We start from the raw sequence: 16,974 nt of genomic DNA, 5'->3' as shown, positions 1-16,974 counted from the left end.
ATGCTTAATACAGATACCGTCATGCCCGCCTCTATTGCCTGGTTCATCATCGCAGCCTTCTCCCTTCTTTGGGTCTGGCTTGGTTGGTGGCTCGGGCGCAAGAACGACACGCTTGATGACTATATGCTGGCGGGCCGGAAAGTCGGGATGGGCTTTGCCGTGGCCACCGCCATGGCCACATGGGTCACGTCAAACACCACAATGACCGCGCCGCAACTGGCCTACCAGCTGGGCATCTGGGGCATGGTGGGCTACAGCCTTGGTGCCGTGGGCCTGATGCTGTTTGCACCGCTTGCCCGCCGTATCCGCACCATGATGCCGCACGGCTTCACCAGCGGTGATTTCATCCGCCTGCGCTATGGCAATACGGCCTGGCGGATTTTCCTGGTGATCAGCTTTTTCTACAGCCTGGGCTGGCTGATCAGCCTTGGCATGGCAGGCGGGCTTTTGATCAATGCGCTTGCTGGTATTCCCTATGCTTACGGCATGACCGTGATCGTGGTGGTCTGTACGCTCTATACCGTCTTCGGCGGGCTCAAGGCCGTGATCGGGACAGACTTTGTCCAGACCATCCTGATCCTTGTTGGCGTTGTGATCCTCGCGGTCCTCGTGATCAACGAAGTGGGGTTCGACGCCATCCACGCACAGCTTGAAGCCGAACGGCCAGAGCTGCTGAACCTGCTGCTGCCGGCGTCCATCATGTTCCTCTTTAACAACCTATTCTTCGGGGTAGGCGAGATTTTCCATTCGAACGTCTGGTGGTCTCGCGCCTTCGCGTTTGCGCCCGGCGTGGGCTTCCGCGCCTATGCGCTGGCGGGCCTCTTCTGGCTGCCGATCCCGGTTGTGGCGGGCTTTATCGCGCTTGCAGCCCCCGCCCTTGGCATCAATGTACCGTCACCTGACATGGTAGCGCCGCTTGTGGCCGGGAAACTGTTTGGCCTTGCCGGCGCAATCCTGGTGTTTGTGGTGGTGTTCGCCGCCCTTGCCTCCAGCCTCGACAGCGTCTTGGCAGCCACCAGCGACCTGATCGTAAAGGACATCTACAAAGGCCATATCCGCAAGAACGCAACCGACGCGGAACTCAGGAAAGCTGCCGTCTGGATCGTGCTTGGCCTTGGCGCCGTCACCTGGATCCTGAGCGTGCCAAAGATGGCAACGCTTGGCTCGCTGCTGCATTTCACCGGCGCTTTTGTCGCCAGCACCATCTGGCCCATCGCCGTGGGGCTTCTGAACCGGCGCGGCAACGGCGTGCTGGCGTCCGCTGCCATGGTTCTGGGCACGGGAAGCGGGCTGATCGCTTATTTCACAATCGGTTTCTATGTCGCGGCGCTTGTGTCCGCTGCCGTCTCGATGCTGGTGATGCTGCTTGCGATCCGCACCAAACCAACATTCGATTGGGCCCTTCTGACGGGCTCGCACTCCCCTCAATCCAACGGAGAGACATCATGATTTCCGCCGCAGGGCTTGCCGCCCTGGTCTGGCCAGCATTGGCCCTGACCACCGTGGCACCCTTTGTTCTTATTTATCTTGTCTGGCGTGACGTGAAGGAGAAGTCGCTATGGTAGGCGCAGAAAAAGCAATCTTTGAAGGCGCGGCCTCGTTCGAGCCTCAAGGCCCCGATGTATACGGCAGTGCGCACCCAAAAGGGCTTCTGCGCGCCGTGCAGGAGGAGCATGAATATTTGCTGACGCTGTCGAACAATCATGTGGCGTCGGCGGCTCAGTTCGAACGCCCCTTACTCACGCAACTTTTCCGCCTGGCGGCGAAGTATGAAGCCAACCCGGACCGCTTCGCCACGCCGATGAAGCCGCTTTCCGGCAAGCTTCTTATCAGCGCCTTCTATGAGCCATCCACGCGCACGCGGCTGTCGTTTGAAAGCGCCTGGCACCGGCTGGGCGGCGACATCATGTCGATCACCGACCGCTCAACAACCGGCATCGCAAAAGGCGAAAGCCTTTCCGACGTGGCGGAAATGTTCAACAATTATGGCGACTGCGTCGTGCTGCGCGACAATGCGGAATCGTCAGTGATGGAGATGATGAACAGCCTGCGCATTCCCATCATCAATGCGGGCAACGGCATGGATGAGCACCCGACCCAGGCGCTCGCAGACCTGTATGCCATCATGAAATGGAAGCCTGAGCTGCTGGAAGAAGAGCCTGAAAACAAGATCAGGATCGGCATTGTGGGCGTTCCGTCCCGCATGCGTACGGTCAGAAGCCTGCTGACGCTGCTGTCCCGTTTTTCCAAATCCTTTGAGGAAGTCGTGGTGATCCATGACGACAAGGACGGCGACATCTGGGCCCCCGAACAGAAGGAAAACCTGGTGCGCGAAGGCCTGCGAATTCGCGAAACCAATGACCTGAACGCCGAACTGCCAGAGCTGGACGTGGTTTACATCAACGCCATTGCCTGGGTTGAGGACGGCTTCGAGGTGATGGGCGAGAGCCTGAAGCTGGATGAAAATTCCCCGCTCAAGGAAGGCAGCATTATTTTGCACCCACTGGCGCGCGGCGAAGAACTTTCCACCTCGCTCGATAGCACGCCCCACAACTGGTATTTCGCGCAGGCGCGCGGCGCTGTGTTCATGCGCATGGCCCTTTTGACCTGCATCGTGCAGCGAACCGGCATGGTGATGGACGTGGTCTGACACCCGAATCTGAAGCCCAGAACCCGACCCAAGTTTAGAGAAAAGAGGCACCCCAATGTGTGGCATTGCTGGTATATTTTACAGAGAGAAAAACCGTCCCGTTAACGCGCAACTGCTGGCCAACATGGCCGCTATTCAACACCATCGCGGGCCTGACGGCTTCGGCGTGGAAGTCATGGAAGGACAGGGTGTTGGCTTTTCGCACGCACGCCTGTCGATCATCGACCTCAATGAGAACCGCGCCCGCCAACCGTTTCGCAGCGCAGACGAAAGCCTGCTTCTGGCGCACAATGGCGAATTTTACGACTATCAGCGCATCAGGACGGACCTGACCAGCCGCGGCGCGCGCTTTGCCACCAAAAGCGATAGCGAGATCATCCTGCACCTTTATCCACGCTTCGGCATGGAGGAGACCCTTCGGCGCCTCAGGGGTGAGTTTGCTTTCGCGCTCTATGACGCAAAAGAAGACGCGCTCCATCTGGTGCGCGACCGGTTCGGCATCAAGCCGCTTTACTATCACATGAGCGACACAGGCGTTGTGTTCGGCTCAGAAATCAAGGTGGTGATGGCACACCCGGAAGTGCCGCGCCGCTTCAACAACGAGGGCCTCTTGCACCAGCTGATGCAGGTGATGGTGCCCGGCACCACGCCGTACGAGGGCATTCACCAGGTGAAGCCCGGCCATATCGTCACCTTCCGCCGCCAGGGCCTTGGCTATCAGGTGGAGGACCGCCCCTATTGGGATTTCGAATTCCCGGAAGCCGACTTCCACAAAGGCCCCAAGGACGAAGCTGAGAGCATTGAGGCGGTTCGTGAGGGCCTGACCGAAGCCGTGCGCCTGCGCCTTGAAGCCGACGTGCCTGTTGGCTGCTACCTGTCTGGCGGGGTGGACAGCTGCTCCATCCTGGGCCTTTCGGCCGCCATGCGGCAGGACCCGGTGAAGGCCTTCACCATCGGCTTTACTGACAAAGCCTATGACGAAACGCCCATCGCGCAGGAAATGGCCGCCGCCACAGGGGCGGACCAGGATATCCTGCGGCTCGATGCCAACCAGCTTTATGGGCACTTTGAAAAGACAGTCTGGCACGCGGAGCGCACCATTTATAACACGCTTGCCGTCGCCAAATATCTGATGAGCCAGCATGTCCGCGACGCGGGCTACAAGGTGGTGGTCACCGGCGAAGGCTCAGACGAGCTGTTCGCGGGCTACCCAAGCTTCCGGCGCGACCTGTTCCTGCATGGCCTGGACGATATGGACGCGGGCGAGCGCAAGCGCTGGGAATCCATGTTGGGCGAAAGCAACGCGCTGTTCAAAGGCGCCATGCTGGCGGAAGAAGAACATGACGACCTGTATCTGACGGACCGCGTGGGCTTCACGCCAAGCTGCCTGCAGCCTTGGCTGTCGTGCGAGGACACGGCCCGCGGCGTCCTGAACCAGGACCGCGCAGCCCTGTTGGCTGACTATAAGCCCGGCTTCGCCATTGCCGAAAAGCTGGACCGCACCAAGCTGGATGGCCGCCATCCGCTCGACCGGGCGCAATATGTCTGGTCCAAAACCATGCTTGAAGGCCAGATTCTGACCTGGGGCGGCGACCGGGTGGACATGGCCAATTCCATGGAGGCCCGCCCGGCGTTCCTTGATCACCATCTGGCGGAAATGGCAACACGCATCCCGCCGCTTCACCGCATCAAGGACCGCAAGGAAAAATATGTCCTGAAGGAAGCCATGAAGGGCCTTCTGCCGAAAACCCTGTATGAGCGCGAAAAATTCGCCTTCATGGCCCCACCGGCCACCATCAACAAGGACAAATGGAATGCCATGATGGCGCTGGCGGATGAGCACCTGAGCGAAAGCGCCGTGGCTGAAAGCGGCCTGTTGGACGCCGCAGCCGTAAAAGGCCTGATCGCGGAAGCGCAAAGCGACAACACAGCCCGCGCCCGCAAGGTGCAGCTGGACGCCGTGATCAACCATATGCTGGGTGTCCAGATGCTGTATCGCCATTTCGTGTCGACGGATGTACCGGCGCTGGCGGAAGCCAAGGCGAAGGAGCTGGGCTGGACCGCAGAGGCCAACATCAAGGCTGCAGGCTAAGTTTTAAGCCTGATCAGGACAGGCTTCAGGGAAAGGCGTCCGCCACGCGGCTGGCGCCTTTTCTGTGTTCAGAACCACCCACCGCGGCGGAAATACAATAGCTGGCACAGCACAATCGCACCGCAGCCCCCGGCAACCCACCAAAAGGCAGTGCCGTCATCCGCACCGGGCATGCCGCCCACATTGATGCCCAGAAGGCCTGTCAGGAAGCCAAGCGGCAGGAAGATCGCCGCCACAATCGACAGCGTATACATATTGCGGTTCAGCTTGTCCGATGTGGCAGCCACCATTTCCTCGTGCTGGAACTGCAGCTGTTCGCGGGCGGCGTCCAGGTCTTCGATATGGCGGGCAAGGTTGTCGCCCGCATGCCTGAGCCGCCGGATAGCCTTTTCCGCCACGGCCCAGTCCTGCCCAAGCCCCTGCAGCTGCATCACAGCCTGTTTCATCGGCACCAGATAACGCCGGATATAAAGCACATGTTCGCGCAGGCTGTTAAGCCGCGCCCTCAGGTCGCCCGGCGTGCCTTCAAGCGCCTCTATCTCCAGTTCGTCAATATCATCGAGAAGCTTGCCGATAGGCCCCGCCATGTTGGCGATAACCTCGACCGCGAGGCTGATGACCACCTCAGATGCCGTCACAGGCTTGTCCGCCACCTTGAGCCGCTCAGACAGCTTTCTCACCGCCATCACAGGGCGGCGTTCGGCACTGATCACATGCTTTCCGTCGCTCCAGATCCTGAGGGACACCATGTCGTCTGGCTCTGCCCCGGGGCTTAAGTTCATGCCGCGCAGGATGATCAGATATTCCTTGCCGAAGTCCTCAACGTGCGGCCGCGTGTCCGAGGCGCAAAGGGCCTCGATCATGGCGCTGTCCAGATAAGGCGCAGCCTTGGCAAGCCGATCTGCCGCACCCTCGCCCGCCACATTCACATGCAGCCAGATGGGCTCGTCTATTTCGCCCTGCACCTCTTCCGGGGCCTTGGCCTCATGGTCCGGGTCCAGATAGCGGGCGTCGATGATGAAAGTCTCGCTCATGCCTTGCCCTCCGCCGGCAGCGCGCCGGATTTGATATGCAGGTCGCGCTGTGGGAACGGGATTTCCACGCCCGCCGCCTGGAACTTGCGCCAGATGGCAAACTGCACGTCGCTTTTCGGCTCGCGCCTGCCTTCGGTCACGTCATCGACCCAGAAATAAAGGCTGAAATTGATCGAGCTGTCGCCAAACTCATCCAGGAAACACTGGGGTTTAGGCTCGGCGGAGCAGCGCGGGTGCTCGGATGCGGCTTCAAGCAGGATTTCCTTTACCTTGTCCAAATCAGAGCCATAAGCCACGCCGACCGCGATCTCCACCCTGCCCTTGGTGTTGGTCAGCGTCCAGTTGATGACCCGGTTGGTGATGAAATCCTCATTCGGCACCATCACTTCCTTGCCGTCGAAGGTCTCCACCAGTGTGTACCGCGCCCCAGCGTGGCGCACGAAGCCCTGCGTGCCGTCAGACAGTTCAACAAGATCGTCCAGTTCCACAGACTTCTCGGCCAACAGGATGATCCCGCTGATGAAGTTCGATGTGATTTTCTGCAGGCCAAAGCCGACACCGATACCAATGGCACCGCCAATTACCGTAAGGGCCGTCAGGTCGATGCCCATGATGTCAAGCGCCACGACGGTGGCCAGGAAATAGATGATCAGCGTCACGGCCTTGGTGATCAGCTCGCGGTTGCTGGACCGAATGCTGGTGATCTTGATCATGCGTTTTTCAAACTGGTCCGAAAGCACCGATGCCAGCCACATGAACAGGATAACAACCGTCAGCGCCTTCAGGATCTTATAGGGGGAGACCGCAAAATCGATGAAACGGAAGGTCAGCTTTTCACTGTCCAGCAGCTCTTCCACGGGCGCAAGATAGCCCATGTATGACGCCGCAATCAGCGCCCCCATCAAGATAAGGACAAAGCCTTTTGCGGTGACCGACCGTGGCCGAAAAATACTTTTAAGAAACGTCATCTGCTCCCCCTCCTGAGCCTTTAGCGCTCAGGCACATTCTGTCGGGCGTGTGACATGCTTCAATGCGCCCGCTTTCGAACAGCTATTGTAAAGGCATAACAATCGCTTGAATAGGCGGTAATTCCCTCCAGCTTGCGGGGAACGACATTTGCTCTCGCCTACGCGGGCAGTTGGCTAAACCAGCCCGCGCTTGCGGTAGTCGTGCAGGGTTTCGAGCGACCGCCCATAGTGATAGCGCATCTGTTCCGGCCCATAGCGGCGCACCTGTGCCACCGGACAGGCCAGCCGGGCATGGCACGTCTGCGCACAGGCTGAACCGTCAGCCAGCCGGTGACCGAAGCAGCGCGCAGCCAGAAACGCCTCATCCGTCACGGCAGCTGCCGGACAAGCGGTGATGCAGGGCTTGTCAGTGCAAGTGTCGCACGGCGATGCATCCGCCGGGCGGGCCACCGGCGCAAAACGGCTGTCCGCCAGCACAAGCGCCCGATAGGCAAACCAGCTGCCCCAGTCGGCATTGATCCCGATTCCGAATTTTGACGCATGGTGCCAGCCTGCCAGCTCACCAAGCTGGATAAGCGGCACAGTGCTGCTGGACGGCGGATAGAGAATCTGAAACCCCGCGCACGCCGGGCTGGTTTCAAGGTAGGTGTAAACAGCAGCCTCGCTGTAGGCATCGACAGGGTCGGCACTTCTCTTCGCCAGCAGTGCCTTTTGGCCTTCCATCGCACGCCAGAGCGCCCGCCCGCCGTGCCCCAGCAGAATCAGCTGCCGGTAAGCGCCCATATCGCCGCACGCACCCGAAAGCGCCTCCCGCGTTTCTTCAGGCAACGCCGCAAGCTCGAACACCGCATGCAGGTTCAGCCCGGCTTTAGCGAGCGTGCCTGCTTCATCGAATGGATATGTCATGCCCTGCCGCCTCGAAACCGCATTTTCAGGCGGCACCCTAACCGCCATACAGTTTGCTGGCAAGCCACCCATGGGCCACACCAAACCGGCACGAAACATCTTCTTAAAAAAACCATACAAAAGGGGCTTGCACTGATTTTTTTTTGTGCTAGAAGATGCGCCCACGGACACGGCGCCACCCAGGCGCCAGTTGGAAAGTGCCGGTATAGCTCAGTTGGTAGAGCAGTTGATTTGTAATCATCAGGTCCCGAGTTCGAATCTTGGTGCCGGCACCACTTTCCCCTTCTTTCCCTGACTTTCGTACAAAATCTCATCGCTTGCTGACGCTTGTCGTCCGCGCGCCATCCCATGTCCAAACGCGTCCTACGGCTTCACAAAGCCGCTAACGAGCCGTCAAACCCCAAACGGGGTGGCCCAGCGGCCGCACGGCCTGCTGCCTGTAAATCGCCCCTTTGCCCAATTCAGCAGTGCGGAGCGAGCCATCATGCCTATCACCCCCAATGTCGTTACCCCCAGCATCAGCGGCCCCGATGAGATCTGGTTTGACCCCCGGGCGGGCCTGAACGCCCCATCGCGGCAAACAGGCACCCAGGAAGGCAACGACAATCCCCAGGAATTGACGATCAAGCTGAAACAGTCCCTCAGCCCGGTCCCTGGCGATCAGGACTATAAGGCGGGCGGCACCCTGACCCGCTCCAATGACAAAATCGACCTCTATCTGAACAAGGACCTCAGCGAGGCAAGCAAGCTGGATTTCTGCGAGAACCAGGCCCGCATCTCGAACGCAGAGTTGAAGACCGGCCTAAAGGTCTATGCCAAAGGGCTGGACACGGGCTTTGTTGACCTGGCGCTGACGCTGGACATGCTGGAAACTGCAACCCGCAAGAAAACGGATTTCAGCACCGGCGACCCACAAACATTGATCAATGTGGACAATAACGACCCCGCCGCGAAAAAGACCCTGCAGCTTCTGGCGGCGGAAGTCGTGACACCAGTGATCCTGCAGGGCAGCCCAGACCCGCAGGTGACCGCGAGCGGCACACCCCTGTCACTGAACTTCAAGTTTGCGTCCACACTTGGCCTGTCCACCTATGACGGGAAAGGCAAGGTGACGGTTACCCCCACTGATGCAAAATGCAAATTCTACAAGGACGCAAAATGCGAGCCCAGTGATGAAGTTCCGCTCTCTAACGGGCATACCATCAGCAACAGCGACCTCAAGAACGGCGCACTGACACTTTACGCTCGCGCCACCAGCGACACAGCCACAGGCGAGCTGGCTGTCCAGCTCGCACTCGATAGCAACAGCGCCCCCCTGAAAGTGGCAACAGCGGCACCCGCCAGCGCCACACTGTCGCTTCTGCCGACCAACAAGGTGACCCCCACCATTACCACCAAGATCGATGCCAGCCACGACGACACCATCTGGTATCCGACGCTTGCGAAGGGCGCGCTGCCTTATGTGACCTTTGGGCTGACGCAAACCAATGGCGATATCGCCTTCAAGGGCGAAGGTGTCCTGACCCGCAGCAACGACAAGATCGCGCTTTTCTACGACAAGGCCATGACCAAGCCACTGGCCTTCACCGACAATAAGGCCGCTTTGATGACTGCCGCGATAACAGGTGAGACACCCTTCTACATCAAGGGGAGCGCCAGCGGCGAAACCGAGCTGACATTCGAACTGGTGAACGATTGCCAGCCCGCAATCCTGGTGCAGAAGCCGGTCAGCACCAAGCTGACCATCAAAGAGATCACCGAGGTGGTCTCGCACGTGGACTGGCAATCCACCGCGATCCGCATTCTGCCGGAAAGCCAGGCAGGCGACGGCACGCCGGTGCGCGCCTATATTACCCAGAAAACCAGCGGCGGCGGCAATTTCACGGGCACCGCGACCCTAACCCGCTCAGACAAACTTCTGGGCGTCTACAAAAGTGACAAACGGCCGCTCTTTTCCGGCAATAACCTGTCCGTGACTCTTTCAAACGAGGCCATCACCAACACCAAAAATGAATATACGGTTCAATGGCTTGGCGACACGGTGCCAGAGGACACGGTATCGCTGAAGCTCACCCCCGCAGAGGCGAGTGACCCTTATATCGTCACCAACCCTTCCAGCCAGTTGGCGACTATCAATGAGGTGGGCGAACCACCCCTTGTGGTTGAGAAAACCAACACCGTAACCCCGGTGATTGAAACAGACTATGATCTGGTTCTGCAATCCCGCGGCTTCGACGACGGCGACAAGAAAAACGCCACCAGCCCGACCCTGGCGCATTTCTATTGCACCCAGTCAGACACGCAGATCGGCTATCAAGGCGACGGCACGCTGGCACGCGACAATGCGGGCATCCGTATCTTCCGCGACAAGGACTGCACAGACGAGATACAATTTGTCGGCAACAAGGCAACCATCCCGAACGCCGACCTGTTGAAAAAAGACAAGACCTACTACCTTTCCGGCGCAAAAACGGGCAAGACCAGCCTGACCCTGTCGCTGGCAAAGCCCCCTAGCGACCTGGGAACAAAGCCACCTTTCGTCGTCAAAGACCCGGTAACCAAGCAGTTGGGCGTGATAGCCCTGACGCTACAGGTCTTCCGTGACGACGGCACCCAATCGCCGATCAAGGCTGTGGCAATGACCGACAGAGCCAAATGGCAGACCGGGCGTTTCCTGCCCCTGCAGGACAGCACGCTGTTTGGCCGGGCAAAACTGGTCGTCAGCAAGGTGGCGACAGACACCTGGCCTGGTGACGCCGGGGAGCATGTCATTTCGCTGGATGTCTCAAGCGACAAGGCGTCGGTTTGGGACGCTGCAACCAACGGCAGGATTGTCAGCAAAAAAGGCCAGCCGCTGACGCTGAAAAAGTCTGACCTGGGGTCGGACAAAACCTATTGGCTGCAATCTGACGGATCAGACCCAAGCACACAGGCCCGCGACATTCACCTGTCGCTTGGCATGGACCGCAAGGACAAGGATGACGCCGCCTTCCAGGGCGCGCCTGACAGCATCAAGCCGGCTAGAAACGGGGACTGGGCAGCTGCAACAGTGGTCAAGATTGCCAGCCTCACCCCCAATATCGACAATTGGCGTCAATATACCAACCAGCCGATAGACTTCAGCCAAACGGCCAACACCAACCAGGACGAGGCCAAAACCGGTCAGAACATGCTGGTCACAGCCACCACTGAACCGGCCGTCAAAGGAATTGGAATCGATTTCATGCTGTGGGCCGACCCCGGCAACGCCAGCGATATACCCGCGGCAACCAAATCCATGAAGCTCGATACCCACCTGCCCGCCTCAACCAACAGCAGCGGCAAGGCATCAACCCGGCTGAAGATCGGCCGGTATGGTGGCCTCAAGTTCACCGGGGTTTCTTTCCTTACGGACGACGCGGCAACCGGCGCCGCAACCTTTGGGGCTGACGCCACCAAGGCCCCTGTAAGCTACAAGACCAAACCTGTCACGGCGTGGCGCAAGATCAACTATAGTGTGGCTGCCATGAAGCGCCACGATGTCCTGTCGTATCAAGACAACTATTCAGACCTGTTCAATCGCGGCAAGCTTCAGAACACCTTTGCCGAAAGCTTCCTGGAACTGGCAACCAGCCCCGATGTAACGGAAGTGGACAATGTGCCAGCGCTTTACACCAGCAAAAGCCCCCGTACCCCGCAGTATTCTGACTGGATCGACGCCCGTATCCTCGATGGATCGCTGCCGGACTATACAGACCGGGCCTTCAACCTGATGTTCATCGAGCATGTGGCATGGGCCACCACTCAGCGCGAGCAATGGTTTTCAAAGCCCGTGGTCAACGGCAACAAATTTGTTGCAAGCCTTGGCAAACGGCGCTTCGACACGTCAACCAGCAGCCGCTTCATGGTGCCCGGCTCCGCCACGCTGCAGAAATATTCCCTGGGATTCATTCACCGCTGGACCGAAAACATCCCCGACAACAAGGTGAAGCTGACGGACAATGCAGACGGCAGCTATAACCTGGAAATTGACCTGCAGAATGTGAACAAGCACGGTGAAAACATCAAAGACCTCTGGGTCAAGATCACTTTGATCGACTTGCAGATCATCTGCGGCCTGTCTGTGAACAAGGAACCGGCCGTCATGACAGCCTGCCGCTATGCGGAACAGTTGGGACCGTCCGCAGGGGATGAAGTCTATTCCACCGCGGCCCATGAAGTGGGCCACTTCCTTGGGCTGACTCCCCTCTATTTACCCACGGCTGCGCAAACCGGTAACAAATACTGGTATCAGGGCACGTCAGACAAAACCTATTACCTGGATACCGATCTCACCACGCTGAAGAATATCGCTGTGGGCATTGGCCAGGGGCCCCACTGCATGTGCGGCTTCACGAACTTCGCTGACCTGGTGGACAACCACAATGTCCGCGCCAAGGTGGACTGCCTGATGTTTGACATGACGGTAAAACCGCCAATCACCAAGGTTTGCAACACCTGCAAGAAATCCGTTTTCGGGCGCGAATATGCACTGGCGAACACCAGCGCCCTCAACAAATATTGATGTATGATGCCGCCTGGCGGCACACGCGAAGGAAAAGTCCATGACTGATAGCACCAGCAGCAAGCCAAATGCGCCTGACGAAGTGTGGTACGATTTTGTAGAAGGTTGTTCGCCAACGATCGAACCCAGCCCCACAAGCCCGCACATGCAGTTCAACTGTCAGGAAGCCACGAGCGCGGGCGGCAACACCACCGCCATGTTCGCAGGCTATAACCTGGGCTGGCCCTATATCGAACTTTATGGCGGCCAGATGCCGGCGCCGATCAACGTGATGGCCACCAACCTTCTGACGGGCCAGGTCTATTTCAGCCCGGCCAGCCACAGCGACGCCAGCCTGCGCCTGGATGTGGAACTTTATCTGAGCGATGTTGAAGTCAACGCGGGCCAGCCTGCCAACAACCAGTCTTTCACCAACAGCTGGTTCAACCTGGACCTGGCGCGGCTCTTGAACCTGCCGCCTGAGGATGGCCTATACGGCGTAACCCTGTGGATCGATGACCTGATCACCCCTGTTCAGGCGGTCCAGGTAGTGACCAACAGCACCCGACTGACCAGCCCGCCGGTGCCGACAGAAGTCACCACAAGCGGTCTTGTGACCACACAGAGCTCCAGCCATTCGCCGGCACCCCAGGACGGCGAGATCAGGATGGACGGGCCGCTGGCAGAGGCCGGGAACCGCATCTACGCTACCCTGCCGAAAAATGTGTTCACCAATCCCCCCATCCCCATCGAGGGCGGCACTCCGGTATTGATACTGGCTGGCTTTACCCAACGGTCACGCCGCCTGTTCTGGTATCGAGACAAAGACTTCTATCCGAACGCCAGCAAGAACAAGGTGTTCAATTTCGATTTCGACCCCTTCAAGCTGTTCGGCACACTCGAAGAGCCGGAAAACCTGTTTGTTGTTTCACAGTTAGGCACGCTTCGCTCGGAAGCCCTATGGATTCCAAGCGAGCAATCAATCAAGACCTGATACAGCGCTCGCCCTTAGAAAGTCACAAAGCCTGAAAGGCGGCCGGAAATGCCTGGCCGCCTTTTCCTTATGGACTTGTCCGCCCACCAACTCCATCAACCTGACCAAGCAACAGAAAAGGCGGCAGCCGGTCCGACCACCACCTTTCCCTGGCTGGAAACTAGCAAAAGGAAACGTCAGCGAATGCCCCTTTGGCGCAGGAAGTCCCTTGCCAGCTGCACGCGCTTGCGGACTGTGTCGGCACGAAGATCCAGCTCCTCCGCGATATCCGGATAGGACCATCCTTCCACGCACCGCAGCATCAGCGGTACCCGTAGATTGTTTGACAGTTGCCCCAGGCACACCTCCAGCGAGGCAATTTGTTCCTTGCTGAGCGCCGCTTCTTCAGGTGACGGCTGTGGCCCCGTGAACATGGCGTCTTCCACTTGTTCCGATGCGTCGCCTTCAAACACCTGATAATAGGTGCGCTTGCGTTGCCGGAACTGGTCGATGCACACATTATGTACCAGCTTCGACAACCAGGCCTTTTCATTCATGATGCTGTCTGAATAGCGCTGAAACTTCTGCGATGCCCGGAGCATGGCGCTGGAAAGCGCGTCCTCCGCGTCGGCCATATTACCCGACATCATATGCAGGCACTGTTTCCTGAGCTGGTCCTGGTGCTGAAGCCACAACTGCCAGAAATCTGCCTGTTTTTCCTGAGGGACCGGTTCAAGTGGATCAGCGACCGGTTCTTGGGGCAGCGGCCGGATCGGCATGCCCTCGCCGGGAACAGTGTCCCTGTCTAATGGTTTGACGGGCCAGGCATCACCTCGGGCTTTCGAGGGAGCGACGGTATCGGCAATAATCTGAACGGGGGAAGGGGCGCCGCCGGGCCCATACAGGGCCTCGAGTGCCTTGGTGATCGGGTGGTCTGCAACCGCCTGCTGCAGCGCCGGGTTGGGTTGCGGGGATCCGTTAGCCCGGGACTGCCCGGGGTCGGTTTCTTTGTCTGGAGGCTGGCGCTCAGGGCTTGGTGGTTCAGGGTCTGCTGTGTAACCAGCCTGCATTTCCTCGAACCCGTCGCTCGGGCCCTGGCGGCCTGTTCCTCCCCTGGTCATTTCCTCCCATGAGATTCTGTCTGCGGGCTCCTCCTCCGGGAAAAGCCGATAGACATTGTCTCGTCTGTTTGCGCCACCGCCCCCTTCGGTTCTTGCGCCGTTCAGTCTTTTGTCATCCTTGTTTGATGCAGCGTCTCGCTCCCGCCGACTACCGTCAGCGGGCACCTCTCCGTGCCTCCGCATGCTCCCGTCCTCCGGAATTGCTGTGTTTTATTTCAGTTATAGCACAACTAAGACGGCAGTAATTGCGTTCCGTGAAGCTAGAATTTTATCACTCTAAACATAGAACCTCTAACACCATATCCATTTAACATATTGGTTTAATTTATTTTTATATAGCTTTTTGGAACTTCAGCAGATTTTTGCCGCAAAAGAAGTTACTCAACTATTGCGATAATGCACGATTCTGAGAGTTTTTGAAGCATAGACATAAAAAAACAGCCCATAGCGGGCTGCTTTACCAGGCGTAACGATGGATCAGGCAACCCTGAGTGTCAGGATTTGGGATAGTCACTCGCTATTGTGCCAGCGTCAGACCCCACATCTGAGAAGACCGTTTCTGCCGCTGTGATAGCAGCCTGCGCCGCGGACAATACAGTTTGGTATGCGTCTATCTTTGTGGTGTCCGGAATGGCGGCTGCCTCAATCATTTTCTCAAGCGCCACGCCCTGGGCCGCGCCAGCCATGGCCATCATGTTCCGCAGATAGTCTGTGGCATCCTGAACCGAAAAAGCGGTTGCCTGCGCCACCTTCTGATACGCGATCCCGTTCGCTTCCACACTGACGGATGAGCCGATGACCGAATTGGTATAGTCCACCGCCTGGACAATCATCGGGTTCAGTGCGCTGGTATCTACCGAATCTGAATTGCCTTCCGGTGCTTCAGGTTCGCCTTCCTTTTTCTTCTTGCCTTCATTTCCCGCCATTTTCCTGCTCCCGGTTGTGATCAGTCAGCGCGACGACCCGTGATATTCTTGCCCCTTGGCTTACTTGGCCACCCCAAGGATCATGGTGATCGCCGTAGACGTCACCGCGTTGCCGATCTGCTGCAGTCCGCCTTGCGCCTGCTGGGCATTCTGCATGGACAAACTGATGGAATGCGCCATCGTCTGGTAGACAAGCCCCATGGCCTGCGCCGGCGCTTCCGCTACCACCTTCACGTTATTCTGGGTGACAGCATCTGTAATCTGTGAATTTACTGGTGTATTGTCTGCCATGGTCCTGAACCTATTTATCTAGTTATTATCGGGTTATTCTAGAGGGACCCCAACGCCTTGAGTACGACCAGCATGGTCAGTATCTCTGTCGCGGTATCCGATTGCGCTACCTTGCTTGCCGCCGCGGCGGCAGCCATTGAGTTGGCACTATAGATCTGTATCACGCCCTGGTTCGCGGCGGCCTGGGCACAGATGGCATTCTGCTGCTGTTGCATCACTGCATTCTGATAAAGAATGCTACTGGAGTGGGCGGCACTCTGGTAAATCGAACCCATCGCGATTGAAGGGGCCGCCGCAAGCGTTGCGACGTTCGACTGGGTAACAGAGTCTGTTATCTGCCCGTTAACTGATGTCGGAATAGCCATCTTTCTTCCCTCTTGCCACGTTGCCTGGGCAACGTCTCCAGCTAATGATCCTTACTTCATTCATGACGCCCTGGTCCGGCGAATGTGAACAAAGAAATTGCACCCTGTTAGCTTGCCGCCTGTTTCAAAATCATGGTCACGATTGACGACGTGCTTGCGTTGGTGATCTGCTGCATGCCGCCCTGTGTCTGGGTCGCGTTCTCAAGCGACAGGCTGATCGCATTCGACATGCTTTGGAAAGCCATGCCCAAGGCCTCGGCTGGCGCCTCGCCCAACACCTTGACGTTGGTCTGGGTGACTGCATCGGTGATCTGAGAGTTTACCGAATTGCCTGGCATTGGCTTGTTCCTCCCCTGTTATTCTTTCAGGCCCTTTGACTTCAGGTCTGCCGGATCACACCGACGCCCGCGGGTTCATTAGTAGACGACCAGGTCGCCCTTCGTATCGTCTGGATGATTTTTGAAGTATGTCAGCAGGCTCGACAGATCGACATTGATCGAGCCCTTGTCAGGCCTGCTGAGGAGCTGCGTAAGCCCCTTGCCCATAATGACGCTGTTCGTGATGGCCTGCTGGTGCTGGTTCGATACCATATTGGCAAACAACACACTGCTGGCCTGCGATAGCGACAGTCCGGATTGGGCGATCGAAAGCGCCGGCCCTGCGGTCAGCACAGCAATATTGGACTGCGCCGCGGTTGCGGCAGCCTCAAGCGTCACCATCCGTTCCGCTTTGGTGATCATCTGATCATCGCTAAGCTGTGACTTTTCGTTTTCTGAACTCATGGCACCTTATCCTTTCTATGCGAGGGGCTGGCTATCAGTCATCGGTCTTGCTGACCGTGGCTCCGCCCGTCGGCATGTGCAGCGTCTGCTCTTCAATTCCGTAGATTTCCGCCGCAAGCTTGATCATGGCGGCGTGACCTGTCGCAAATGTATGTTGCTGTTCTGTCAGCTGGTTGGCGAACAGCATCCCCTGAGCCTGGGACTGTGCAAACATCGACTGGTCCATCGCCACGATGGGTCCAAGAGCCAGGTTGTTCAAATTGAGGGCTGCAACAGCTTCTGTGACGGTCTCTGCCGTCGTAGCCTTGCTTTTCTTCGTTGTGTTTTGGTCATCGGACATTGTT

At 58.0% G+C, this 16,974-nt stretch carries 15 protein-coding genes and 1 tRNA gene; 6 read left to right on the top strand and 10 right to left on the bottom strand.

Annotation, left to right across the window (positions count from 1 at the left end):
- The 3 genes from KORM41_RS21150 to asnB all read left to right on the top strand — a co-directional run bounded on the left by KORM41_RS21150 (position 1) and on the right by asnB (position 4,742).
- A complete protein-coding gene (locus tag KORM41_RS21150; protein WP_068153324.1) occupies positions 1–1,449 on the top strand; it encodes a sodium:solute symporter family protein in 1,449 nt (482 codons plus the stop codon).
- 109 nt (positions 1,450–1,558) lie between these two features.
- Positions 1,559–2,650: an aspartate/ornithine carbamoyltransferase family protein gene (locus KORM41_RS21145; RefSeq protein ID WP_068153321.1), complete on the top strand. Its 1,092-nt coding sequence runs from the start codon at positions 1,559–1,561 to the stop codon at positions 2,648–2,650.
- Positions 2,651–2,705: 55 nt separating this feature from the next.
- Entirely contained in the window at positions 2,706–4,742 is a 2,037-nt protein-coding gene (gene asnB / locus KORM41_RS21140) for an asparagine synthase (glutamine-hydrolyzing) (protein ID WP_068153316.1), read from the top strand.
- A 68-nt stretch (positions 4,743–4,810) separates the two neighbouring features.
- Here asnB and KORM41_RS21135 read toward each other — a convergent pair whose 3' ends face one another.
- The 3 genes from KORM41_RS21135 to KORM41_RS21125 form a co-directional block, all read right to left on the bottom strand.
- Positions 4,811–5,776 carry a CorA family divalent cation transporter gene (locus KORM41_RS21135; RefSeq protein ID WP_068153313.1) on the bottom strand — a complete coding sequence of 322 codons (966 nt, stop codon included), beginning with the start codon at positions 5,774–5,776 and terminating at the stop codon, positions 4,811–4,813.
- Positions 5,773–6,744, bottom strand: coding sequence for a mechanosensitive ion channel family protein (locus KORM41_RS21130; RefSeq protein WP_068153310.1), 972 nt, complete (start codon positions 6,742–6,744; stop codon positions 5,773–5,775). Before KORM41_RS21130 ends, KORM41_RS21135 begins: the two co-directional genes overlap by 4 nt.
- Positions 6,745–6,918: 174 nt before the next feature.
- Positions 6,919–7,650, bottom strand: a complete 732-nt coding sequence (locus KORM41_RS21125) for a hypothetical protein (protein ID WP_068153307.1) — start codon at positions 7,648–7,650, stop codon at positions 6,919–6,921.
- Positions 7,651–7,849: 199 nt separating this feature from the next.
- Here KORM41_RS21125 and KORM41_RS21120 point away from each other — a divergent pair.
- From KORM41_RS21120 to KORM41_RS21110, 3 genes are all read left to right on the top strand, one after another.
- A tRNA-Thr gene (locus KORM41_RS21120) sits at positions 7,850–7,925 on the top strand.
- Positions 7,926–8,134: 209 nt separating this feature from the next.
- Positions 8,135–12,193, top strand: coding sequence for a hypothetical protein (locus KORM41_RS21115; protein WP_068153304.1), 4,059 nt, complete (start codon positions 8,135–8,137; stop codon positions 12,191–12,193).
- A 40-nt stretch (positions 12,194–12,233) separates the two neighbouring features.
- Positions 12,234–13,166, top strand: a complete 933-nt coding sequence (locus tag KORM41_RS21110; RefSeq protein ID WP_068153302.1) for a hypothetical protein — start codon at positions 12,234–12,236, stop codon at positions 13,164–13,166.
- A 176-nt stretch (positions 13,167–13,342) separates the two neighbouring features.
- On the opposite strand, the gene KORM41_RS21105 is transcribed toward KORM41_RS21110, so the two are convergent.
- The 7 genes from KORM41_RS21105 to KORM41_RS21075 form a co-directional block, all read right to left on the bottom strand.
- Complete coding sequence (locus tag KORM41_RS21105) at positions 13,343–14,449, bottom strand: RNA polymerase sigma factor (RefSeq protein WP_082720118.1); 1,107 nt, start codon at positions 14,447–14,449, stop codon at positions 13,343–13,345.
- 311 nt (positions 14,450–14,760) lie between these two features.
- On the bottom strand, positions 14,761–15,192 hold the full coding sequence (locus tag KORM41_RS21100; protein WP_068153296.1) for a hypothetical protein: 432 nt from the start codon (positions 15,190–15,192) through the stop codon (positions 14,761–14,763).
- 60 nt (positions 15,193–15,252) lie between these two features.
- Positions 15,253–15,483, bottom strand: coding sequence for a RebB family R body protein (locus tag KORM41_RS21095; RefSeq protein WP_068153294.1), 231 nt, complete (start codon positions 15,481–15,483; stop codon positions 15,253–15,255).
- A 38-nt stretch (positions 15,484–15,521) separates the two neighbouring features.
- Entirely contained in the window at positions 15,522–15,848 is a 327-nt protein-coding gene (locus KORM41_RS21090; RefSeq protein WP_068153288.1) for a RebB family R body protein, read from the bottom strand.
- Between the two features lie 107 nt (positions 15,849–15,955).
- Positions 15,956–16,186 (bottom strand): RebB family R body protein, encoded by a 231-nt coding sequence (locus KORM41_RS21085; protein ID WP_068153284.1) that lies wholly within the window; start codon positions 16,184–16,186, stop codon positions 15,956–15,958.
- Positions 16,187–16,264: 78 nt separating this feature from the next.
- Positions 16,265–16,630 (bottom strand): RebB family R body protein, encoded by a 366-nt coding sequence (locus tag KORM41_RS21080; RefSeq protein WP_068153280.1) that lies wholly within the window; start codon positions 16,628–16,630, stop codon positions 16,265–16,267.
- A 34-nt stretch (positions 16,631–16,664) separates the two neighbouring features.
- On the bottom strand, positions 16,665–16,970 hold the full coding sequence (locus KORM41_RS21075) for a RebB family R body protein (protein ID WP_068153278.1): 306 nt from the start codon (positions 16,968–16,970) through the stop codon (positions 16,665–16,667).
- Between the last annotated feature and the right edge of the window lie 4 nt (positions 16,971–16,974).

The sequence above is a fragment of the Kordiimonas lipolytica genome (genome assembly GCF_001550065.1).
The sequence above is the reverse complement of the archived record's forward strand: the minus strand, read 5'-3'. Positions and strand labels throughout refer to the sequence as shown.

Bases quoted from the DNA above. Each gene is read 5' to 3' on its own strand.
- KORM41_RS21095 (WP_068153294.1), bottom strand. From the start codon at position 15,483: ATGGCAGACAATACACCAGTAAATTCACAGATTACAGATGCTGTCACC.
- KORM41_RS21115 (WP_068153304.1), top strand. From the start codon at position 8,135: ATGCCTATCACCCCCAATGTCGTTACCCCCAGCATCAGCGGCCCCGAT.
- KORM41_RS21090 (WP_068153288.1), bottom strand. From the start codon at position 15,848: ATGGCTATTCCGACATCAGTTAACGGGCAGATAACAGACTCTGTTACC.
- KORM41_RS21130 (WP_068153310.1), bottom strand. From the start codon at position 6,744: ATGACGTTTCTTAAAAGTATTTTTCGGCCACGGTCGGTCACCGCAAAA.
- KORM41_RS21125 (WP_068153307.1), bottom strand. From the start codon at position 7,650: ATGACATATCCATTCGATGAAGCAGGCACGCTCGCTAAAGCCGGGCTG.
- KORM41_RS21085 (WP_068153284.1), bottom strand. From the start codon at position 16,186: ATGCCAGGCAATTCGGTAAACTCTCAGATCACCGATGCAGTCACCCAG.
- KORM41_RS21150 (WP_068153324.1), top strand. From the start codon at position 1: ATGCTTAATACAGATACCGTCATGCCCGCCTCTATTGCCTGGTTCATC.
- KORM41_RS21100 (WP_068153296.1), bottom strand. From the start codon at position 15,192: ATGGCGGGAAATGAAGGCAAGAAGAAAAAGGAAGGCGAACCTGAAGCA.
- KORM41_RS21110 (WP_068153302.1), top strand. From the start codon at position 12,234: ATGACTGATAGCACCAGCAGCAAGCCAAATGCGCCTGACGAAGTGTGG.
- KORM41_RS21145 (WP_068153321.1), top strand. From the start codon at position 1,559: ATGGTAGGCGCAGAAAAAGCAATCTTTGAAGGCGCGGCCTCGTTCGAG.
- KORM41_RS21135 (WP_068153313.1), bottom strand. From the start codon at position 5,776: ATGAGCGAGACTTTCATCATCGACGCCCGCTATCTGGACCCGGACCAT.
- KORM41_RS21075 (WP_068153278.1), bottom strand. From the start codon at position 16,970: ATGTCCGATGACCAAAACACAACGAAGAAAAGCAAGGCTACGACGGCA.
- KORM41_RS21080 (WP_068153280.1), bottom strand. From the start codon at position 16,630: ATGAGTTCAGAAAACGAAAAGTCACAGCTTAGCGATGATCAGATGATC.
- asnB (WP_068153316.1), top strand. From the start codon at position 2,706: ATGTGTGGCATTGCTGGTATATTTTACAGAGAGAAAAACCGTCCCGTT.
- KORM41_RS21105 (WP_082720118.1), bottom strand. From the start codon at position 14,449: ATGCGGAGGCACGGAGAGGTGCCCGCTGACGGTAGTCGGCGGGAGCGA.